Source organism: Methanosarcina mangrovi (assembly GCF_052057765.1).
GTDB lineage: Archaea > Halobacteriota > Methanosarcinia > Methanosarcinales > Methanosarcinaceae > Methanosarcina.
On record NZ_CP195120.1, the window covers coordinates 2,986,540 to 3,009,180 of the forward strand.

The following is a 22,641-nucleotide window of genomic DNA, read 5'->3' on the forward strand; positions in this document are numbered from 1 at the left end:
TTATAATTGTTTCTTTTTCCGGTTTCAGTCAATCAGCAAAATGGACATGGGTTCGGGCTGCCCTTTGATTGGGAATGTTAGTGGCATTTCAGCTTCTGCTGCAGTCTTTTTCATATTGATTCCAACGGCATGTTCCGGGATCCTTGCCATGTTTGAGTGGACGCAGAGCCCCTTTTCTACGTTGCACTTTTCACAGAGCCTGCATGAACCGTTGACAAATGCAACCGCAAAGGTAAAACCTTCGTTGAAAGCTGCCTTTTCAAGCTCAAGCATTGAAAGCAGCATTTTTTTGCTGTAGTCGAAATAATCGTTCCAGAATTTTCCTGCCTTTTCCCTCGTTTCTTCAGGTGCTTCCGGGTCAAGCCAGGTCTTATAAGGGGCTTTTGCAATCTCTTCATCAGCAACCGCAGGAGACCGGAACTTTACCAGCAGGGCGTACTTGTACTCTTTAAGTATCTCCCGAAACTCATCAACAGTAGGAACATGTGGCGGGCAGGTCAATTTTTTCCCGTACCCTATACACCCTCTGCATTTTAAGACTACCCTTTTCTCTACAAAGACCTGATAGGTGGGGATTATCTTTGCATCAACAGCCTCCAGCTCAAGGGCTTTTTTTACAAGGAACTCAAGTTCTTCCGGGGTTACATCTTGAAACGGCATAATCTTCCCTTCTCAAATCTATTTTTCACTCAAAAGCGGCACAGAAGTCATTTATCCCTTTGCCATTTTACCCCAGGACCGGATAATACTTAACTTTTTTTAAATGCGTTTGCTGCAAGTAACAGACCGTTATCTCTAAATCACTTGCTAAGGAAAACTGAATTATTGCTTTTTAGTGATGAACTTCATGCAAAAGGACTAAATTACGAATATCTCTGACCGGCACAACCATATTCTCTCTCTTGTGTCCTTCTTGTCCCGCTCGACGTAGGAGAGCGGCCCTTCCCGTAAAAAAGAAGAAAAATGAAGAGAGGAAGGGAAATTAAAAGCTGTTGACAACCCTTTGCTTATATTTACCAGAATTGAAAAGCAGCTTCAGGCTTCAAGGTAAGTATTTATCTGACTGCCAGGCCGACCCCATTATTGCGCGGCGCAGGGAGAGAAAAATATCTGTGCTTCTTGATTTCAGGATTGACTTTTAATATCTTACCAATCTTTAACGGCAAACTTTCAGGGAAAATAGTGCTCCTACATACGTAATATAAAGAATAATATAATTAGCATTGAGTAACAAAAAAGAAAACAAAAGTATTAAATATCAGTTAGTAGTATAGAGAAGTGTCTCTACCCGACAGACACAAACCTAAATCGCCTCCTAAATCGTCGAAAGCACCTGAACTCCTTTTTTGCCCCTGCCTGAGAAAAGGTGGGCAGGGGTCAAAGGTGCTAAATCATGTCTGTGATTACTATAAAATCTCTTCATAGAGTTATTGTTCAAAAATTACAAAATTATTATCGAAATAAAAAAGGATTATGGAAATTTTTCTCGGAAAATAAATTATTTCTCAAGATCAAAAACAATGCTACTTGCTCAATTGGATAACATCCAGGGGAAATTATCCGCGAAGAACTTCATAACAATTAAAAGCTGTTTTTCTGTCCTGAGTAAAGAAACAAAATGTTGGTTTCCTTGAAATTTATTTCTGAGTGGTCAATACAGCGTAAGGACTGATGAAATAAACGTTCAGGAGTAAGATGTACATGTCAGAATTAAAAAAATTAAACGATTTTTATTAAAATAAGGAGAGATAATTAATTAGAAACCTGAGCTCTCCTTCCAGCAGCTTCGCATTTTCTCATTTTTTCCAAAGTAGGCTGGGGAAGACAGAGTGTTTTGTAACTGTATCTGAGTGGGGTTAAAATATGATTTCGAGGAAAGTGAATCTGGAAAGTTTGGATGAGTCGAAAAAATATCGCATTGGTGCATACAGTGCCAGATATGTCCCAAAAACGAGAGGAAAAGGAGTTCCAAAATATGAGTTCCCTGAAGAGGGAATGAGTCCGAGAGCAGCTTATCAACTGGTACATGATGAGCAGAGCCTCGACGGCAATCCTTTCCTGAATCTGGCGAGTTTTGTCAACACATGGATGGAACCGGAAGCGGATAAGCTTATCATGGAGAACATCAACAAAAATATCATAGATATTTTCGAATATCCTCAAACTGACAAAGTTATTCACGATAATATTGTGAATATGCTTGGGCGCCTTTTTAATGGGCATAACACCGAATTCGTGGGCACGTCAACAGCTGGCTCTTCGGAAGCCATAATGCTGGGTTTGCTGGCTCATAAATGGAACTGGAAAAAATCAGGGCGGGGTACGGATAAACCAAACATAATTTTCGGAAACGATGCTCACGTTTGCTGGGATAAGTTTGCCAGATACTTTGATGTCGATGCCAGGAAAGTTCCCATAGACAAAGATAAGCGTACAATTACAGCCGAAGCTGTCGCAGAGAAGATTGATGAGAACACCATCTGTGTTGGCTGCGTACTGGGAACAACTTTTACGGGAGAAATAGATCCTATAAAAGAAATTAACGATTTGCTTGTGGAATATAAGAAGGAAAAAGGCTGGGACATACCCATCCACATAGATGGGGCAAGCGGTGGCTTCATATTGCCTTTTACCGAACCGGATTTTGAGTGGGATTTCAGACTGGAAAGAGTAAAATCCGTAAACGTTTCAGGGCATAAGTACGGATTGACTTATCCGGGCCTTGGCTGGCTGATCTTCCGTGATAAAAATGACCTCCCCGAAGACCTGATTTTTCATGTAAACTACCTTGGAGAAATGGAAGATTCGTATACCCTGAACTTTTCAGGGGGAAGTGCAATGGTTGCGGCCCAATATTATAATATTTTAAGGTTCGGAAGAGCTGGCTATACCGGAATAATGAAAAAAATCCTTGACGTTTCCCAGGATCTCGCCGAAAAAGTTGACAGGCTGGGCCGTTTCGAAATGTTGAACAAAGGAAAAAGGCTTCCTATAATTGCTTTCAGGCAAAAAAAAGAGGTTGGCTATTCCCTGTTGCAGCTCTCGCACAAATTGAGGGAAAGGGGCTGGATAGTTCCCGCCTACTGTCTCCCGGAAAATGCGGCGGATATCGAGATAATGCGCATCGTCGTAAGAGAAAACTTCACTCCGGACATGGCAGCAATTATAGTCGAAGACCTCGAAAAAGCCTGCCAATTCCTTGAAAATGAAACTGAATCCGGGACAGAAAAAACATGCCCGTCAAAAAAGGACATGGCTCATATTTGCTGAAAATTTGCATTTCAAGCAGCTTGTTATTTCAAGCAGCTTGTTTTTAAAAAATCGGCCCTCACACCAATAAAAGATTAACAGTAGACGAAGCGAGGTATGATCAATATTCCACACAAACTCCCTGCTTTGATATTTGCCAGTAAAAAATACGTGAATGAATCAATTTCCGACCAGGCAATGAAAGCTGTGAAGGAGGCCGAAAGCTGTGAAATGATATGATTTTCTATGGAGGATAAATGTATGCATGCAAAAGAAAAAGATTCAAAAGTAACTTTTGATTTCAATCCGGAAAGCATGAATGACTCTTTTGTGGAATTCAAGCAAAATTATCCGGAATTTGAAACAACGCGCATTCTAGATAGACTGAGGGAGCTCGAGTATGCACGCCTGGACCGGCAGGATCAAATCTATCTGGATTATACAGGTGGCGGGCTGTATGCCAGCAGTCAGCTCCTCAAACATATGGAATTACTCCAACACAATGTTTTTGGGAACCCTCATTCGGAAAATCCAACATCAATGGCTATGACAAAGCTTGTGGATCAGACCAGAGAAAAAATATTAAGCTTCTTTAATGCGTCTCCTGATGAGTATGTAGTTATCTTTGCGCCCAATGCAACAGGTGCCCTCAGACTGATAGGAGAAGCCTATCCGTTCGAAAGAGGAGGACAGTTTTTGCTGACCACGGATAATCATAACTCGATCAATGGCATCAGGATTTTTGCAGGGAGTAAAGGAGCTTTAGTAAACTATATTCCATCATCACCCTCTGAGCTAAGAGTGGATGAAGAAAAGCTCGATATTTATCTTGATCAGGCCATACCCGGAGGAAACAACCTCTTTGCCTATCCTGCCCAATCTAACTTTTCGGGAGTGCAGCATCCCATGGAATGGATAGAAAAAGCCCGAAAAAAAGGCTGGGATGTATTGCTGGACTCTGCTGCCTTCGTTCCTACCAATCGACTTGACCTTGGCCAGTGGAATCCTGATTTTGTCTCAATCTCATTTTACAAGATTTTTGGTTACCCTACAGGCCTGGGCTGTCTCCTTGCCCGAAAAATTGCTTTGAATAAACTAAAGAGACCCTGGTTTTCCGGAGGTACCGTCAGTATGGTTTCCGTCCGGAAAGAAAATTGGTATCGGCTGCATCAGGGAAATGAAGCCTTTGAGGCTTTTGAAGACGGCACAATTAATTATCTCAGTATACCTGCCCTGGAAATAGGATTGAATCACATAGAAGGGATTGGTGTGGATATCATTCACAAAAGAGTGATGTGTCTTACAGGCTGGCTGCTGGATAAGATGCAGGCTCTGAAATATCCCAATAACCAGGCTCTGGTGAAGATTCACGGCCCATCCTTGCCTGAAAAACGGGGAGCAACAATTGCTTTTAACCTTTACCATGCGGATGGAAGAGCTTTTGATTGCCATACGATACTGGATGCGGCAAATAAGGCAGGTATCTCTTTAAGAACAGGCTGCTTCTGCAATCCTGGAGACGGGGAGGTCAGCCATGAGATTAGCAGAAATGAGATGGCTGAATGCTTTGAGAATCTGGATTCTTCCAGCAGGTATCCTTATGGCTCGGATTGCAAAAACTGTGAAGCCTGCCTTACCGTAAAAACTAAAATGGAAAGCATACGCGTATCGCTTGGCCTTGTGACAAACTTCTCAGACGTCTATCGATTTATGCACTTTCTCTCCGGACTTATGCTCGAACCCGAGGCCCAAATTCTTGAATCAGAAAAGGTAAAGCAAAGAGTATTCCTGAGAAGAGGACCGTAAGCAGGAAAAACTCAATTATTTCAATCCAGAAGAAATTTACAACAATCTAGTTTTTAGTGAGAATAACCAACTTATTTTTCCATTTATGGTAGAAATTAAAGAAAAAATATACATTTCTCCAAATTTTATGAATTTAATGGAGCTTTATTATATAGGACTTACGCATTTGCCTGCTTTGCAGTCAACTTTTTTAATTTCCTTAATTTTTAGGCTAAGGCATATATTTGCTTTCTTATAAATTGATTAACAGCATTTCTTGTAATATTCCATTTCGTTTCAAACCAAGTAATGCCTGTTTTTATTCTTTGCATTTCAAATCTGAGAAATGCCCTTATTGCCATCATAATATGTGCTCTCTGCACACTATTTCTTCTTGCCTGACAGCGTTCTACTCCACAAAACTGTTTTTTTCCTCTATGATACTCTTCAATTTTCCATGCTTTCTTTGCCAGGTCTTTTCTTTTTTCTTCCTGCATATCCAGTACATCTGTAGCCCAGTATTGCGTGTCTCCGTCCTTGGAAACTATCCGAAACACTTTGATAAAGCCATATTCTTTCAGATGAACCGTCATTCCTTCTGGTGGAATAGCTAACAATTCAATTGCAATGTTATCAGTCTTATCAGGATTAACTAACCGGTTTTTCTTCAACCTTGTTAACCAGTGCCATCCTTTTTTCCTGATTGCTTTGAGATTCTTTATGCTGGAATACCACGTATCAAACAGGACAAAATCAGGTTTAAAACCGCGTTCTTCTGCCTTATTCAACATATCAAGGAAATGATCATTTTTTGTTTTTCCGTCGGTATCTATATCGTAAATTCTAAAGTCAACAGGGATTATAGCATCATTATATGTCCAGACAACGGTTTCAAGGTTGATCCCATTTACGATCTGATGATGTTTGCCACTCCATTGCCTGTAGACAAGTTCTATATGTTTGGAATAAGGTTTATCGAGAACAGTATCATCGATAATAAGAAAACCAACTTCTGGAGTGACAAGGTCCTTGACTTCTTCCCATAAAGCCTCCGTGTCCGGAGGCTGTCTTAGAAGAAGACGAGTAAAAGAGTCATGAGCTGGACTACTCGAGTCTATAAAACTACACTTAGAAGCTTCGGTACAGCTAAAGACTCGAGAAGAAGCGATGAGAAAATTGATGTAATCAAGATCAGTACATTTAGGGGGATTTATGTCATTCAACTCAAAGATTTTTTTTTTGATTATATTACATATATTATATTGAAAGAAGTATTTTAATATGATTTACAAAAAATGCTTCAACCGCGTAAGTCCTAACTATCATAGTTTTATATTCAAAGGGACTAGGAAGAATAAAAAATATTATTAAAAGTTATTGAAAAACAGGATTCCTGACGAGAGAACCCGAAGAAGAACTGTCGTGGAACAACTTTATGCTGTCTGTCTTTGACATACTTCTTTGTTTTTTCTTTGACTATCAAACGCATAAGTCTCATAGTTATTGATGTATTTCAAGGCATCAAAACTCTTTATCTCATAACTCTCTACGAATTCTTTCATAACTAATATGGTACTGTTTATCTGGTCGTTTATTATTTCGGGTAAAGATGACAGATTCTCTTCCATACTTTTTGCGTTAACCTCTTCGAAATCGCTGAATTTGACAAGTTTTCTTTCAAGAGCTAATGAAATTACCGGACTGCTGTAATCTCTTTCAATTATCTCCTTTTTCCACGTATTTACTGCATTATTCAGCATTGCCACAACGTCCGCCATTTTAAAAAGGGCTATCGCTTTTCCAAGTTCTGAGGCGTCAAAGCTTTCAGAAGCCATCAAATCAAGTATGGAAAGAACTTCAACCATTGTAGAAGGGCCCTTGTTCTGGACAACAAGGTAGTAAGGGTATGCAATCTTATTCCGGTTCACTAGATATGAAAACTCCATTGATCCGGCAACATTACGCATTGCCAGGAAAAACTCCCCTCTGAAATCGTTGTATCTTGGAAGGGATACTACATGAGTTTCAAGCAAATCTGAAAAAATATCGAGGGTTGTTTTTGCATAAATATTGTTACCAACTGCGGGCTGTAATGGCATATAATCTCCAGATGCAACTCTATCCGCATTGTAGAGCATGCTCAACATCTCATAGCTGAATTTATCCCCTCCATTCTCCTCTATTAGAGATGCGTTATCACATGTATCATCAACAGCGGTATCTACCAGAGCTAAACATGCCTTTAAATCAGCAAGCATGTAAATATCAGATGGACTCACGCAGGAAAGATACAGGCGTTTGTAACTATCATATAGCCATTTAAAAAGACTAGGCTTTCTATGAGGACTTGCAACCTTTATGTAGCTTGAAAAGTAGTTTTCCCACAAAGTATTATGTTCAGATATGTTCATAACTATCCCCACTTTTATAGTCAGATTGTAGACTAATCATCATATGTACAATAAGACAACAGGTCTCCAAATCTCAGACTGATATCTGATTCTTAGTATCGTAATTAACATCAGCTAGATTCACTTTCATCTAGTATCCAGACCCATAAACCGGATCTCAAATTTCGTTCCTGATCCTTTTTTAAGTGCTATATCACCTCCAATTTGATCAACAAGAGTATTTACCAGCTGTAAACCCAATGAACTAGTATTCTTAAAGTCAATAGAATCTGGAAAACCAATTCCGTTATCTTCAATAATTAGTGAAAAATACCTGCAGCAGAAGTTATTTTGCATATCGTTGTCAGCAATTTTACTGATTAAAACTTTATTTTGTTCATTAACTTCTTGGCGAATTTTTATGCTAATTTCACCATTCATTCCGTCGGGAAATGCATATTTTAAAGAATTAGAAACAAGTTCGTTGATGATAATACCTAACGGGATGGCAGTGTCCATTTCAAAAAAGAAATCACCTGCATCCAGGCGCAAGCTTATATCGGAGTTTCCCACCTTATATGAATTGAAAAGATCAGTTGTTAATTTCTGAAGATAAGAGGTAAAATTAATTGTTTCCACATCCTTGGAGTTATACAACTCTTCATGGATGATAGACATCGATATGATTCGATTACGACTTTCTTGGAATGCTTCAACAATTTTTTTATGATCAGGAGTATCAGACAGTAATTTATCGCATTCCAAGTCCAGAAGGCTCGAAATTATCTGCAGGTTATTTTTGATTCTATGGTGTATCTCCTTTTTTTGGATCTTTTCGGCTCTTTCAATAGTCTCCATTGCAATTTTTCTCTCGGTAATATCCTGAATGAAGCCCTGATAAATTTTTTTTTCCTGATTCACATTGTTTATGATCTGAATGGATTCAAAAAGCCAAAATATGTTCCCATTCCTGTTTTGTATCCTGTATTCCTGTTCAACTAGAGATGTAGACGTAGCTTTCAGTTTTATTCGATTTTCATGGAAAAGACTTTTATCTTCAGGCCTCACCAGCTGAAACAACCTGATCTTTCCGGAAAGAAATTCTTCGCTTCTGTAGCCTGTAATTTCCTCTGTGGCTCCATGCAATAACATCAAATCAAAATTGTTATCCAGCTGAAATCCAATTCCGCGAAAATTCTGTAAATATTTAATAATTTTTTCTTCATTTATTTTGAGTTGTTCTTCACTTATCTCAAGTTTTTCTTGAGTTTGCTTATTTTCCGTGACGTTTTTAAACAGGCCAATGCCTCTATATACGTGATTGTTCTCATCTTTCAGGAAAATCGAGGTGTCTTCCACATAAATATAACTTCCATCTTTTCTCATAAATCTGAATTTTTGCTCGAACTTTTCCCCAGTCTTTAAAGAATGTTTCAATTTACTCCACACTCTTTCTCGCTCTTCGGGGTGTATGAGTTCTTTGCACGCCTTCATACCATACTTATTGAATTCCTTGGGGGTGTAACCGGTAAACTCTTCAATAGCTCCTGACCACTCAATCTTACCTGTCATTACATCACCGTCAAAAATTAATTGCCCTGTTTGCTCGGCTATGAAAAAGAATCTTTCCGCAATTTTCTCAAAATTTTCCTTATACCAATTCTTTTCCATGTACTCTCTCCTTAATAAGATCAGATAAAGCCAAGTATGTAAATGATCTATTTCTCATCCAGATAGCTACATATACCGATCTAGTCTTTCTTTATTCAATAAACGTGTTACTATTTATAATAAAGCCGTCTTTTTTTTAAATACATTTGAATAATAAAAAATTATATATTTTTTATTCCAAGTGAACTATTATTCGGTTAAGATAAATCTACACTTGGTCAGTTGGTACATGTTCTGTAAATCATTAAAAAATATTCAAGTCAGAACGATATGGTATCGATTGATTTGACAGAACGCTTTATTCATTAGGAATAACGAGAAAAGGAAAAAAATGACCGAACTTCGCAGAATTGTGAAAAAGTTCGTTCAAACATCTATTATCTTTCCGTCATTAATTTCTCTGCTTAGCCGAAACTCTTGGCTGTGCTCAGAGAGAATATCTGCAATATGTTAAGGATTAGGCTAATAAACAGTTCGATTTAATATAGATTTTAACTAATTAGCAGTTATAGTTATAGTTATTTTTAATCTTTGGTGTTATTTCAAAAGAATGAACAATCATTTATAGGTATATGAAGGGAATATTAATATTCCCACTCGGCTTCTGTGGGGAGACGATAAACTGAGTCCTTTTCGCCAGTATTTTCAAGAATGTTAAGTTTTCGGATAAATACCTGCGCCTCTTCCCAGGAAACAGTTTCAACAGGGTGCTTTTCCCCTCTGAAATATGAGGGGTTGCTTCCCATAACTTTACTACACTGTTCCTGCGTAACCGGATACCTGCCCATGTAAAAGGGTTTTTCAATGGTTACTTTATGCACAGGACTTTCCCAGAGCTTTCTGCACTTCTCACGGGAGGGAGAACCCATATCAAATTCTCCCGCAGGGATCAGGACAAAATCCATTCTAATTGAGTTTCGGATCAGGTTGTCGATCCCGACTTGATTGCTACTGAAGTCTGCAACCGAATCTCCAGTTGAACCGTTAGTTCCGGTGCTGGCTGAGTTTTTAGTAAAATTCTCAGTCAAATCATCAGTCAAACCTTCAGCAAAATTCTTAGCTAAGTTCTCATTTAATTTTTCAGGTAAAGGTTCAGCTAAGTTCTCAGATGTGAACGCTGATTCTTTTGAGTGCGTACATTTTCTACAAAAGTATATATTTGGATCCAGTGGTCTCACAGCTCCGGAAAGAATAAAATATTCTTTACGTTGTTACCTTCTCCTGTTTTTTATTTCTTCCTGTTTGATATTAGATTCACATTTTATTTTTGTTTATTCTATTCTTCTTATTTCGTCTATTTTCAATTTTCGTTCATTTTATTTCAAATTTTATTTAAATTTTTTATATTTTTGATTAGGCTTTTCATATTTTTACTTTAACTTTTTCGAATGATGTCTACGATAGATCATAATTGACCTTTGAGTCCTAAAATTCGAAAAATATAAAATATAAGGAAGGTAATTATGCTCAAAAATGAAAACCTTTTTAGGGCTTAAAAACAAAAAAAATTTGAAGGAATTATACGGGATAACGGATAAAACACAGGTAGGCAAATGAAACCGTCACTGGTAAATCTCATCCTCTTTTCTGACAGGAGAAAAGATCTTTTACTTCTCCTGAAGGAAAAGCCGAGAGATATCGATACAATCAAGGAGTCGCTAAATGTAGACGCCAGCTCGATACAGCCCCATATTAAAAAAATGAAAGATGTTCACCTGATAATTGAAGAAGAGAAAGTCTACAGGTTGTCCGAAATCGGAAAAGTAATAGTTGAAAATATGGAGCCTCTTCTGAATTTGATCGAGGTCTTTGAAGTCGATGACGAATACTGGAAAAACCGGGACTTAACCCCGATTCCGGACTACCTTCTGGAAAGAATTGATGAACTCGTGCACTGCGAACTGCTTGAGCCTGACATAGAACACATGCTTGAAACTCCAAAAGTTTTCATGGATAATATCCGGAGTTCAAAAGAGATCTTTACCTTTGTTTCTTATTTCCATCCGGAAGCTCCTTCCCTCTACGCAGACCTTGCGGAAAATGGGACAGAACTCACACTCTGCATGACGAAAAATGTTATGGAACGTCTATTATCCAGTTATCCTGAAGAGGCTGAAAGGCTTTCCAGAAGCAAAAATTCAAAATTATTTGTCTGCCAGAAACCCGCACCAATTCCCTCAATCGTTGTAACTGACAAATTCCTTGCGCTAAAACTCTTCGAAAATGACGGAAAGTTGAGGGATCAGCTACTCATATCCACCGAGAAAAAAGCTTTAAGCTGGGGAAAAGAGCTTTTCTGGCACTGCATGCGGGTGGCCGAACCGACGGAAGAAAAGCCAGACATTTGAATTTTTTTACTCCAAACCTTCTCGAAGTTCACTCTGCTTTTTTATGACTTCGAACTCCTTCACACTCGCAGTAAACCATCTGGATTTTCAGTCTCTTGCCATCAGTTTCAGGTTTTGAAGGCACATACGTAAACCCATAAATGCTCCCCATTTTTGCAGTGAGTGCAGCTGCAAGGGAATCCAGGATATCGTCTTTTGCAAGGTCCTTTCGCCTGTACTTTGAAAGGGCATGTTCGAGAAGTTCATCGGCAAACGGGCAGACCTTATCCAGGGTTTCCTTTCTTTCAAGAAAACCTTCATCCTTCTTTTTGGAGTATTTCATGGGAAAGCCTGCAAAAGCCTGAAAACAGATTTCCGGCCCGACCTCCCGAACCTTTTCTCTGAAATTTCCGTTTTCGGCCAGGAAACCGTCCACTTCCCGTATTTTGGGCACTATGTTCCAGGCCTGTTTAGAGATGCGTTTTCCCGTGAGCCTTTCGTTAACCTCACAGGCTTTTTTATAGGTTTCCGCATAAATCGCTTCTCGGCAGGGTACAGGAAAAATGCTGGACTTCCGGGCTTTCAGAATACTTCGGGCTCCGAGGTCCGAAAGTCGCTCTCCACTGCCTCCGGTTTTCAGGCCTATGGGGATGTCTATAAGGATGAGGGGTTCTGCCTGTCCATAATTGCTATCCAAAAAATCAATAAGGCATGAGAACTCAGGAAAGATTTCAACCTTCCAGTTGCAGTCAGATTCATTTTCTCCTTCAAGGAACACTGAAAACCATCCTGCCCTGCAGCCGTCAACCCCGACAAAAACCTTTTTTCCCATACCTGTACCTGGGGCTGCAAACTTAAAAGAGTTTTTCCTGCGGAGATAAGGAACTGCGGGAAACCGTTAATAAGCAACAGGATATACGGACATGAGATACAAATCCGTAGAAATACCAAAAATCCTTAAAAGATCTGATGAAATCGGAGGCAGGTTATGAATTTCTGGCTGCTCAAAGCCGCAGGCACTATGGAAGATGAAGAGATAATCCTTGAGAACAGCGTGATTACCATAGGAGGGGCTGAGTTCCCGGATTTATCCGGTATTAAAGGCGAGGAGCAGGTAAAGCAGCTCATACTTGAGAGATACCCCGGCATGAAGGGAGAGCTTTCCGGGACCTGGGCAGGGGAGATCTGTTCCTTTATCACAAAAATAAAGAAAGGAGACCTTGTGGCAGTCCCTTTCAAGACCAGAAATGAGGTGCTGATCGGAAAGGTTACCGGAAACTATGAATACAGGCTGCTCAGCGATTTTATCAGCCACATCCGGTCGGTCAGGTGGCTCAAAACCGTTCCAAAAGGGGACTTTGAAGAAGAATACGACGTTGACCTGAACTCCCCCGAAGCTATCTCCCTGATAGATACCGACCCTGAAAAGCTTTCGACCCTTGTCGAAACAAAAAGCCTGGAAACCCTCGCCAGAGAACTCTCCTTTGCCCTTGAAGACCTGGACTTAATGAAGGAGAGGATGCTCGAACTTGTGTACAGGCTGGCTGAAACAGAAGAGATTTCGGAAGTAAAAAAAATCGCAGCGGAAATGGAAAAGGTGCTGAAAGAAAGTGATTGAATGGGGAAAAAGACCGAAAAGAAAAGTAATTGAATAGAGGAAAGGGAAAAAAGACCGATAAGAAAGACAATGTGATTGCATAGAAAATCCCATTGCTTTTCTTATTATCACCACATGTTAACTTAAGTTCTCACTCTTGTCGGGCTTTTATCTGATCAATAATTCCATTTGCTTCCCTTACCATGTAATCCGCTTCTTCAGCAGAAATCTGCTTGCACTCCTTCATTTTTTCGGCGAGGTGAATGAAAGACTTAAGCATGGAAATGGCTTTAGCATCCTCATCCTTTTCGTAAAAACATTTTGAGGTCTCAAGAAGAGTGGCAAGGCCTGTTTTTGTCTTCACATGGCACTTATAGGTGTCTTCCACATACTCTGTGAGGTTTTTCATTTCCTCAAGAGGCATCAACTCGGGAGAAGCAAGCGTAAACATATAGATATCCGGGTTTTCATTGCGGTCATCTTCCCACACTATCCTATCCCCGTAGATGGCCGGAGCCCAATGATGAACGTCTTCATTGCTGGTTATCGGAGTTCCTGTTGAACCGGAGAGGTCATACAGGTAGATGTCCGGGAATACCATTCCATACGTCAACACTATCCTGTCTCCGTAGGTAACCGGACCCCACGCATCGGCAGCAATGAAAGTTAGTTCTGAAGTAGAGAGGTTATACATCCAGACTAAATCGCCTGCTCCTTCACTCATATACACTACCCTATCCCCGTAGATAGCAGGACCGTATTCAAGAAAACCTCCATCCCCTGCGATCTGGGTTTCCGTGGAAGTAGAAAGGTTATACATGTAGATGTCGAGAGTGTAGGCATCCTCATCTCTATTCCGCTCATCTGTCCAGACTATCCTGTTCCCGTAAATAGCAGGCCCGCTCTGGTTCGATTCGTTGGTGGTTATCTGAGTTTCTGTGGAAGTGGAGATATTAAACATGTAGATATCCTTATTTCCATTCCTGTCATCCGTCCAGACAATCCTGTCCCCATAGATCGCAGGCTCGCTCTGGTTCGATTCGCTGGTGGTTATCTGAGTTTCTGTGGAAGTGGAGATATTGTACATGTAAATATCGTAGTTACCATTCCTGTCATCCGTCCAGACTATCCTGTCCCCGTAAATAGCAGGCCTGCTCTGGTTCGATTCGTTGGTGGTTATCTGAGTTTCAGTGGAACCGGAAAGGTCGTACAGGTAGATATCCCAGTTCGGGTCGTAAACATAGGGATCATAATATCCATTGCGGTCATCCTGCCACACAATCCGTTCGCCATAGATATCGGGATAACTCTGGCTTGAGTTATTGGTAGTGATCTGAGTTTCAATACCCTGTGCCGTATCTGCGGACGCTGTCGCACAGATGAAAGGCAAAAGGAATAAAGCTACAACTATTGAATACAGCCTGTTTCCAGTTTTCATTTTCTGCTCTCCCTTTTTCCCGGATAAATCTTCTTAAATTGTTGCTATCAGTTGTGTTTCTCTTTCCTTATTCAGTATTTAGCGATTACAATCGTCCGTTGCATCAAAATCAAAAACAATAGACCTACTTTCAAAAAGCTAAACCGTTACTATAAATGCAGGAATATAACCTGCAATACCATATCAATAAGCATATAATGTTTATGATATATAATAACTTCAGGTTATAAAAATGGGCAGCCCCTGCTCAATTTGTTGATACGATTCAAAAAATCCGAAGGATGAATATTTTGATTTTCTCTTCTGACTTTCAAGGGATAAAGCCATCTTACCAGCCACGTAAGAAAAATAATAACAGGTAAACATGCTGGTATTAAGAAAAAGCATGCGCTATGAAAAATAGCTTCCCTGCAAGAAGAATACTTTCCTTACTCACAGAAAACGTATTCCAATCAAACATTCATAAAGAGCCTGTGCCATCCTGGGAAGAAGTAGAGAAAAAGAGAAAAAAGAAGAAAGGAAAAGCTGGAAAATGCAATAAAACGGAATAGAAATAGATTTGGACTATTATTTTTTATTTCTTTTTCTGGGAATGGCCGCTTTCCTTCATCGAGCGGACAAAAATCCATCAAATAGTACGTTTGAGCGAAGCTAACTAACATAACCCAAAATTGGCCCTCTTGAGCGCAGCTTCCGATTTTAACCTGCAAATTAGTCTGCTTGAGCGCAGCTCATTACTATATCCCCAAATTTGCCCTCTTGAGCGAAGCGAAAAGGGCAGCGTACTGCAGAGCCGCAACTCTGCCGAAACAGATCTCGTGCTCCCGAGGCGCAATTCGGGAAGCGAAACTCGGGAAATCAATGGATAATCAATTCAAAAAAGGAATTTTAAAAGGTTAATTGAAAAAAAAGGAAAAATTAACCTTCTAAATTAAATGTTTTTACCTATAAGGTCGTTTAAGTCAAGCTCAAAACCTACAACGGCATATCCGAGCGCGAAGTTGTTTATTACTTCGGGGCGGAATTCTCCGAATACTCCGAGTTTTTTGCCGTTAACATAGACATCTGCCCGCCTTCCTTCGAGGAAAGCAGGGTCTTCGGACTCTTTTACCTCATAGGGGAGCATCATCTCCCTCATCAGGGCGTCCACGACCTCGTATACCTCGGTGAAATTTGCCTGCGGGTGGATTGAGGCTGCAGCTACGTGCTGACCGGTTGTCTCGTTGCTTACGACTTCTCCGAACTCGAAGATCTTCTGCGGGAGTTCCCTGTGCTGGTTTAAGGCAAGAATTTCAAGCAGGTTAGGGAGCACGGTTGTCCTGAGCATTGTCTGGTCTTCGCTGATCGGGTGCAGGACGTAGGTAACATCTTCGGTTTTTGGCCTGCACATGTTGTCAAAGTTGATCTTTTCGCTGGTAAGCGTGAAAGGCATAACCTCATAGTAGCCTAGCCCGACCATAATTTCATTTACCGAAGCCCGCATGAGAGAAATCGGGTGGGACTTGCCAGGGGTATAGGTCTCAGGGACCTTTACCTTGATATTCTCATAGCCGTAACCTTTGGCAATGTCCTCTACAAGGTCATAGTTGTGCAGGATATCTGCCCTGTAAGCCGGCACCCTTACCTCAACGGTTTCCTTATCAAGGGCGCATGCTCCGAAACGCATCCGCTCAAGCTGTTTCACGATCTCTTCAACCGGGAGTTCCATGCCTATCAGGGATTCTACCTCATGTGTGGTAAGCAGCCGGGTTCTGGGCTCGAGGTCAGGCAGGACAAGTTCTTCACCCCCCGGACGGACTACTCTTACAAACTCGATCTGCCCGCCTCTTTCGGCAAGAGCTGTGACCACGATGTTTAAGGCCGTGTACACGGCTTCCCCGAGGCCGGTGACATCGATAAAGAGGTCGGTTGTTTTTTCGGTCACGGTAGTAAGTGTCCCGTTGATGATTGGAGGGAAGGACAGCACGTTGTCATTTGCGTCCAGAATGATCGGGTATTTTTCAAAGTCCTTGACGAGATGGGCAAACCTTGTGCCTTTGGGGTGCTTTTCCAGGATTTCCGTCATGCTCATCTTTTCGGTGTAGTCAAGGGGCACGAACTCAAAGCCGGGGTCAACTGCCATGTACCTGAAGGGCGATTTCACGTTTTTAAGGTCGTGGACCCCGATGGAAACTTTTTTCCTGTTTCTCCCGAGACCCCAGTGCAGGTCTTCCTGCAGGTCCATGAGGGACTTGATGGAAGAGGACGTAAACTTTACTCCCCTCACAACCGCACACCCGAGGAAGGGCCTGATCTTCAGGATATCCTCACTCACAGATATGGATATTTCGTAAGGCTTTATCGCATATTCGGGAAGCCCGGTCTCAAGGTCCAGAAAACCCCGCATTGCCCTGGCTGCCCCTTCCACACTGTACAGGTCAGGCCTGTCAGGGAAGAACTCGATATCAACATATTCATCTTCAACTCTTTCAATATCGGCACCGATCATAGGCACCCTTTTTATGATGGTTTCCTTATCTGTTCCCGTGAGTGTCTCAAGGTCTTCATAATGCAAGGTGATTACTGGCATGGGGATTTCATCTCATCTATTACTGGCTAACTTAACCCCAAAAATAATCAACTTTAGATTTAATGCTTTTGTTTCCGGACATTATAAAAATAACAATATTTCAATTCTGAGCTTTTGCTTCGCCACTTCAATCCGTTCTATCTCAGGTGCCTTTCCCAAAAGCCTCAACAAAAGTTTCATCAGAAGTCATATCAGAAGCTGCGACAGAAGCTACATTGGAAGTCTTATCAGAAGTCTCATCAGAAGCTACATCGGAAGTCTCATCAGAGGGTATAATAGAAGTCTTATCAGAAGCCACAATAGAAGCCTCATCAAAAGATTCTGCTTTACTTAGCTCAGGGCTCACAGCCGAGATGGGCTCCCATTTTTCTTCATTTAGCCTTTCCATACTCTTTTTTTCTTCGTCACCGGTTTCAAAGGGAAGTTCAAAAATAAAAGAAGAACCTGCCCCGGGCACGCTCTCCACCATGATTTTTCCGCCGTGCATCTCAGCAAACCTTTTAACCAAGAAGAGCCCGAGCCCGGTTCCTTCGTACCTGCGTTTGAAGAAAGAGTCAAGCTGCTTGAAAGGCTGGAAAAGGGATTCCAGGTCTTCTCGGGAAATCCCTATTCCGGTATCTTTTACGCAAATCCGCACCTTATCTCCCGCTTTTATTGCCGAGACAGTTATGGTCCCCCCTTCCGGAGTAAACTTTACAGCATTGCTTATCAGGTTGTAAAGGATTTGCTTGAACCTCATTTTGTCCGCGCGGACGCTGCTTAGCCCGGGGTCGACCTCGAAATTAAGGGACAATCTTTTTCCGGCTGCCAGCGGACTGAATACTTTTTCGATATCTTTAAAGATCCTTGAGAGGTCAAGATTCTCAGGTTCCAGAACGGTCTTTCCGGCTTCGACTTTTGAAAGGTCAAGGATGTCATTTATAAGCTGGAGCAGGTGTTTACCACTATTTGAAATATTATGAGTGTATCTGGCCTGGCGCTCGTTAAGTTTTCCGGAAGCGCCTTCAAGAAGCAGGTCCGAAAACCCGATAATTGAATTCAGGGGAGTCCTCAGTTCGTGGCTCATGGTTGCGATAAACTCGCTTTTAGCCCGGTTGGCGTCTTCGGCAAGCCTGGCTTTCAGAAGGGCATCTTCGGCCTTTTGCCTTTCAGTGATGTCCCGGCTCACTCCCACAAGCCCGATAAAATTCCCGGTTTCGTCATAAAGGGGAGCTTTTACGGTCTGCAGCAGCACTTTCCTTCCGTCAGGGCGAGTTGCCCATCTCTCCCGGGTAATTGCTTTCCCGGTCCCGAATAGCCCCTTATCCTCGGCACTGAGAAAATCGGCCACCTCTTTCGAGTAAAAATCAGGATTCTTCTTCCCCACAACTTCTTCTGTCGGCCTTTTTACGAATTCGCAGAAGGCAGGGTTGCACCCCAGGTAAGTCCCTTCGGGGTCTTTAAAAAATACGGCATCAGGAATAGAGTTCAATAACCCGGAGAGCAGCGACCTCTCTTTGTTGAGCTTCTCCTGTGTCTCTTTTCTCTTCTCAACTTCATCCCTTAATTTTTCAACACTTGCCATTGTGGTGACCCATTTCATCAGCCCTGCAGCTATCAACACGTAACTTACCAGATTCCCCATAAAGTCTTTCAAGAAAATCTCATGCAAAGGGCTCACAGGGTTTTCTTCAACAAATCGGAAGACTTCATACAGATTTACAATATGTCCTGCAAATAAAAGAAAAAAACCGGCAATTATCAGGGACCAGCCGTTCCTGGAAATATTTGCACTCTTTCGACCAATACTCCATAAATAAAATATGATTATTAGCAGGATTAAGGAACTTATAACTTCCAGACTCGTATCGCCCATGGCAGATCACCTTAAAATACTGATTCAATCGGCTGTTTTCCGGAGAAATGTTCACGCATACTGCATATACATAATATTCATGATATTCAATAATATTTTATAAAAGTACCGGAAAAAAGATTCCTTTTTCTTTATATATATTATATAAATATTTTTATTAACTCAAAAAAAAGAATTCTTAAAAGTTTCTTCTGGCTTCCGGACGTATTCAGGGTGTGATCCAGGATGTAATAGAACTAGCTATCCGGATAAAGAGACAGCTATAAATAAGTAAAATCTGCTTTTTCCTTTAATTAAGGAATCCGCCAGAAAATGAAAATCGCAGGAATCCATGAAGCCGGAAAAGGTTCTATGATCGGGTCCATACGCATAGAAGGCATAAAAATTGAGAGCCTGAGTTGATCTCGCAGCTCCCACAGTGTAGAATGGATAGTAGCACCTCTTTCGACGAATGGCCGAGTTTTTTCCTCATTCCTTAACAGTCACTTTTTTGTCGATGCAGGGATCTAAATCAGATAGGCTGCGTCAACTGACCCAGCTTATCGGTGAGCCTGATATTCTCCGAATAGTCGACCGGACAGACGATCACTGAGACCACGTCTTCGGCAAGTGCCTTCTTGAGAGTTGGCAGAAGGTCAGCAGCCGCCTCTATGCGGTAGCCCCTTGCGCCGAAACTATCGGCGTACTTAACCAGGTCCGGGTTTCCAAAATCGACAAAGGAGTGATGCCCCAGTTCCAAGTCCATCTTCCACTTGATCAGACCGTAGGCGTTATCGACCCAGACAAGCACAACGAACGGGATACGCTCTCGTATCGCAGTCTCCAGCTCCTGGGAATTCATCAGGAAGCTGCCATCACCTGTCACGGCCAGTACCTTTCGGTCAGGATAAGCGAGCTTCGCGCCTATTGCCCCGGGCACGGCAAACGCCATCGTCGATAAGCCGTTCGAGGTCACACAGGTGTTCGGCTGATACGTCGGGTAGAGGCGGGCCATCCACATTTTCAGGGCACCGGTATCAACCAGCGCGATATCCGAATCCCCCATCGCCTCACGGATGTCTGATACCAGCCGCTGCGGTTTGACCGGATATGCATCGTCACGTGCTCCATACTCGAGCTCTTCCCTGAGCAGGTTCCGGATTTTTCGGTCCGCGGCGTCCAACCCCTCCTTCGGAGTTACTATTGCGGCTAGTCCGTCAAGCGCAGCCGAGAGGTTCCCCTCAACACTGACAGTAACTGGATAGTGAGCGTCGATTTCAGCCGGGTACCGATGAAGGTGCAGAATCTTCTTGTCGGCATTGGGGTTTATGCGGACGGGATCGAACTCCTGGAGGTCGTAGCCGACAGAGATGATCACGTCCGCCTCATCGAAGCCGAAGTTCACGTAGTCGTGTTGCATGAACCCCATGGTACCCAGGGAGTTGGGATGATCATCAGGGAAGATACCCTTCCCCATGAACGTGGTTGCGACCGGGATCCGAAGGCTTTCGGAGAACCGGACAAGCGCGTCCCCGGCGTGGTCTCTCACTGCGCCATGGCCTGCGAGGATAATCGGTTTTGTCGCCGCTTGCAGGACTTGAGCTGCGTGCGTAATCTGTGCGGATCCTGGCATGCTGTCCGCTTCATCGGACCGGGCAAGCGGGCGTAAGCCGGTGAGACCCGGGATCGCCTCTACGTCCTCAGGAACGCAAAGATAGACGGCACCCGGCCTCGAAGTTTGGGCTTTCTCAAACGCTTCCCGCACCATTTCGGGTATGGCAGCGGAGCCGACAATCATCTCGGCCCATTTTGTAACCGGCTTGAACATGTTCAGCAGATCGACAACCTGATGCGTCTCCTTGTAGATGCGGTTGAGGCCGACCTGGGCGCTGATCGCCACCAGGGGGGTGCTGTCGGTGAAGGCGTCGGCGGTTCCCAGTAGCAGATTAATGGCACCCGGTCCCAGCGTGGATATACAGACACCCGCCTTGCCCGTGACGCGGCCATAGATGTCAGCCATAAATGAAGCACCCTGTTCATGGCGCACCACAATGAAGCGGATCGTTGAATCTCTTAGAGCATCGACGAACCTGATGTTCTCTTCGCCTGGCAGCCCAAAAATGTACTCGACACCCTCATTCTCAAGGCACCGGACCATGAGCTGAGCTGTAGTGAGAGTGGTGTCCTCTGCCACAATCTTCTCCTTTACTTCCTGGCTCTTGTATGCCGAGCTGGTGTCCCTGTGGGCTGACACGGCTTCGTGCAGACATCCGTGAGGGTCCATCGATCATCCTCCTGTGCTCTCACTAACCACGTCATCCGCTTCGTGATGTGATCGGGTGCGTTGTGTCTTCCGGCTGTAATGCGGGCAGCCTCCGTAGTGGTTATTCCTGTGACTCTTCCTGTTGCCTTTCATTTCATTCCCCTTCCCCTTTATACTCATACATAATTATAATTATAATTGTATATAATGATTTTAGTTTTCAGGATTGATTTATTCCGTCACAGAACAGACTCTGAATGATTCCGTCACAGAACAGACCCCGGATGCAAAAGCCGCTGCCACTAACAGGAATGAGATAGTCGCTGCAGCTTTAGCTCCTTCCGGAATAGACATGCGGTTAAAAAGCTCGTCCCAGTAACTCCATAAACAGGAATTATAGGAACCAGCATGCCTGAACCAAAAGTTCTTTTAAAATGGATGCCTATTCTTGCAACCAGGGAACTATTATACCCTATGAGTGAACCAGCACCGACGCTGGGTCCTATAAATACGAAAAGGATTAATATGACGGTCCGACATAGAGTCCAAAATCAATACCAAACAGAGAAAAAAGGCCATTTAAGTGATTCCTTTCCTGATTGGAATTCCCTCCGGGGCTTGATACTACTATGCTTATGTCCAGTTGCAGAGGTTCTTTTTTCTACCCCCTTCCGTTCACTATATATTACCTTTCCTGATCCGTAAAATTTACAAAATCCCTCTTCTCTCAAATAAGGAGACAGCCAGAGAATGATAATCGCAGGAATTGATGAAGCCGGAAAAGGTCCTGTAATCGGGCCCATGTGCATAGGAGGTGTAAAAATCGAGGAGTCCAGAGCCCATATCCTCAAGGTGCTCGGAGTTGCCGATTCCAAGAAACTGACGCCGAAAAAAAGGGAACAACTTGCAGCCCAGATCAAAAAACATGCAGAAGGCTTTTTCATCCTTGAGGTCAGCCCCACCCAGATCGACGAACTCCGGAAGATAATGAGCATGAATGAGATCATGGTTGTCTGCTTTGCAAAAGTGCTTGAACAGCTGAAACCGGATATCGTATATGCCGATGCTGCGGACGTAAAAGCCGAACGCTTTGCCGAAAATCTCCGCAGGCAGTACGCAAAAACCAGCCCTTCCCACGCAAAGAAAATAGAGATCATCTCCATGCACCAGGCAGATGCAATCTATCCTGTAGTCTCGGCAGCCTCGATCATTGCAAAAGTACGCCGGGACGAACTCATCGAAGAGCTCAAAAAAGAATGGGGCGTAGACTTCGGAAGCGGCTACCCCTCAGACCCGAAGACAAAAGGTTTCCTGTTGAAATGGGGAAAAGAACACGGCGGAAAATTCCCCGAGATTGTCAGGCAGTCCTGGCAGACCGTGGAAAACATAAGAGAAGAACTGGAAAAAGCCGGAAAAAAGTAAAATCAAGGAAAAAGTAAAGTTCAGACTTGCGAAGTAGCCCCGCCAGCCTGTCTTGCCGCCCCTGCAAAAAAAGAAGAGAGAAAGAGAATATGAAAT

General features: G+C 42.6%; 18 protein-coding genes. 7 read left to right on the forward strand and 11 right to left on the reverse strand.

What is annotated here, in order from left to right; all coding sequences use genetic code 11:
• Positions 1–24: 24 nt before the first annotated feature.
• Positions 25–660 carry a DUF2284 domain-containing protein gene (locus ACSAZL_RS13265; protein ID WP_440945121.1) on the reverse strand — a complete coding sequence of 212 codons (636 nt, stop codon included), beginning with the start codon at positions 658–660 and terminating at the stop codon, positions 25–27.
• A 1,203-nt stretch (positions 661–1,863) separates the two neighbouring features.
• Between ACSAZL_RS13265 and ACSAZL_RS13270 the strand changes: the two genes are divergently transcribed.
• The gene (locus ACSAZL_RS13270; RefSeq protein ID WP_440945122.1) at positions 1,864–3,270 is read left to right on the forward strand and encodes a glutamate decarboxylase; all 1,407 of its coding nucleotides are present in this window, start codon (positions 1,864–1,866) and stop codon (positions 3,268–3,270) included.
• A gap of 240 nt (positions 3,271–3,510) precedes the next feature.
• Positions 3,511–5,055, forward strand: a complete 1,545-nt coding sequence (locus ACSAZL_RS13275) for an aminotransferase class V-fold PLP-dependent enzyme (RefSeq protein ID WP_440945123.1) — start codon at positions 3,511–3,513, stop codon at positions 5,053–5,055.
• Between the two features lie 206 nt (positions 5,056–5,261).
• On the opposite strand, the gene ACSAZL_RS13280 is transcribed toward ACSAZL_RS13275, so the two are convergent.
• The 4 genes from ACSAZL_RS13280 to ACSAZL_RS13295 form a co-directional block, all read right to left on the reverse strand.
• On the reverse strand, positions 5,262–6,257 hold the full coding sequence (locus tag ACSAZL_RS13280) for an IS701 family transposase (RefSeq protein WP_440945124.1): 996 nt from the start codon (positions 6,255–6,257) through the stop codon (positions 5,262–5,264).
• A gap of 210 nt (positions 6,258–6,467) precedes the next feature.
• Positions 6,468–7,445 (reverse strand): hypothetical protein, encoded by a 978-nt coding sequence (locus tag ACSAZL_RS13285; RefSeq protein WP_440945125.1) that lies wholly within the window; start codon positions 7,443–7,445, stop codon positions 6,468–6,470.
• Positions 7,446–7,571: 126 nt separating this feature from the next.
• The gene (locus tag ACSAZL_RS13290) at positions 7,572–9,095 is read right to left on the reverse strand and encodes a PAS domain-containing protein (protein ID WP_440945126.1); all 1,524 of its coding nucleotides are present in this window, start codon (positions 9,093–9,095) and stop codon (positions 7,572–7,574) included.
• 584 nt (positions 9,096–9,679) lie between these two features.
• Complete coding sequence (locus tag ACSAZL_RS13295; RefSeq protein WP_440945127.1) at positions 9,680–10,123, reverse strand: formylglycine-generating enzyme family protein; 444 nt, start codon at positions 10,121–10,123, stop codon at positions 9,680–9,682.
• Positions 10,124–10,648: 525 nt separating this feature from the next.
• Here ACSAZL_RS13295 and ACSAZL_RS13300 point away from each other — a divergent pair.
• Positions 10,649–11,443 carry a helix-turn-helix transcriptional regulator gene (locus tag ACSAZL_RS13300; RefSeq protein ID WP_440945128.1) on the forward strand — a complete coding sequence of 265 codons (795 nt, stop codon included), beginning with the start codon at positions 10,649–10,651 and terminating at the stop codon, positions 11,441–11,443.
• Positions 11,444–11,471: 28 nt separating this feature from the next.
• Here ACSAZL_RS13300 and ACSAZL_RS13305 read toward each other — a convergent pair whose 3' ends face one another.
• A complete protein-coding gene (locus ACSAZL_RS13305; protein WP_440945129.1) occupies positions 11,472–12,254 on the reverse strand; it encodes a DUF429 domain-containing protein in 783 nt (260 codons plus the stop codon).
• A gap of 156 nt (positions 12,255–12,410) precedes the next feature.
• On the opposite strand from ACSAZL_RS13305, the gene ACSAZL_RS13310 reads away from it, so the two are divergent.
• The gene (locus ACSAZL_RS13310; protein WP_440945130.1) at positions 12,411–13,040 is read left to right on the forward strand and encodes a restriction endonuclease; all 630 of its coding nucleotides are present in this window, start codon (positions 12,411–12,413) and stop codon (positions 13,038–13,040) included.
• Positions 13,041–13,170: 130 nt separating this feature from the next.
• Here ACSAZL_RS13310 and ACSAZL_RS13315 read toward each other — a convergent pair whose 3' ends face one another.
• The gene (locus ACSAZL_RS13315) at positions 13,171–14,457 is read right to left on the reverse strand and encodes a hypothetical protein (RefSeq protein ID WP_440945131.1); all 1,287 of its coding nucleotides are present in this window, start codon (positions 14,455–14,457) and stop codon (positions 13,171–13,173) included.
• A 392-nt stretch (positions 14,458–14,849) separates the two neighbouring features.
• Between ACSAZL_RS13315 and ACSAZL_RS13320 the strand changes: the two genes are divergently transcribed.
• Complete coding sequence (locus ACSAZL_RS13320) at positions 14,850–15,008, forward strand: hypothetical protein (protein WP_440945132.1); 159 nt, start codon at positions 14,850–14,852, stop codon at positions 15,006–15,008.
• Positions 15,009–15,137: 129 nt separating this feature from the next.
• Entirely contained in the window at positions 15,138–15,326 is a 189-nt protein-coding gene (locus tag ACSAZL_RS13325; RefSeq protein ID WP_440945133.1) for a hypothetical protein, read from the forward strand.
• Positions 15,327–15,388: 62 nt separating this feature from the next.
• On the opposite strand, the gene pheT is transcribed toward ACSAZL_RS13325, so the two are convergent.
• From pheT to ACSAZL_RS13345, 4 genes are all read right to left on the reverse strand, one after another.
• Positions 15,389–17,026 (reverse strand): phenylalanine--tRNA ligase subunit beta, encoded by a 1,638-nt coding sequence (pheT, locus tag ACSAZL_RS13330; protein ID WP_440945134.1) that lies wholly within the window; start codon positions 17,024–17,026, stop codon positions 15,389–15,391.
• A gap of 142 nt (positions 17,027–17,168) precedes the next feature.
• Positions 17,169–18,881, reverse strand: coding sequence for a PAS domain-containing sensor histidine kinase (locus ACSAZL_RS13335; protein WP_440945135.1), 1,713 nt, complete (start codon positions 18,879–18,881; stop codon positions 17,169–17,171).
• Positions 18,882–19,392: 511 nt separating this feature from the next.
• Positions 19,393–21,144, reverse strand: a complete 1,752-nt coding sequence (locus ACSAZL_RS13340) for an acetolactate synthase large subunit (RefSeq protein ID WP_440945136.1) — start codon at positions 21,142–21,144, stop codon at positions 19,393–19,395.
• Between the two features lie 3 nt (positions 21,145–21,147).
• Positions 21,148–21,276, reverse strand: coding sequence for a hypothetical protein (locus ACSAZL_RS13345; RefSeq protein WP_440945137.1), 129 nt, complete (start codon positions 21,274–21,276; stop codon positions 21,148–21,150).
• 597 nt (positions 21,277–21,873) lie between these two features.
• Between ACSAZL_RS13345 and rnhB the strand changes: the two genes are divergently transcribed.
• Positions 21,874–22,545, forward strand: coding sequence for a ribonuclease HII (rnhB, locus tag ACSAZL_RS13350; RefSeq protein ID WP_440945138.1), 672 nt, complete (start codon positions 21,874–21,876; stop codon positions 22,543–22,545).
• Positions 22,546–22,641: the final 96 nt, after the last annotated feature.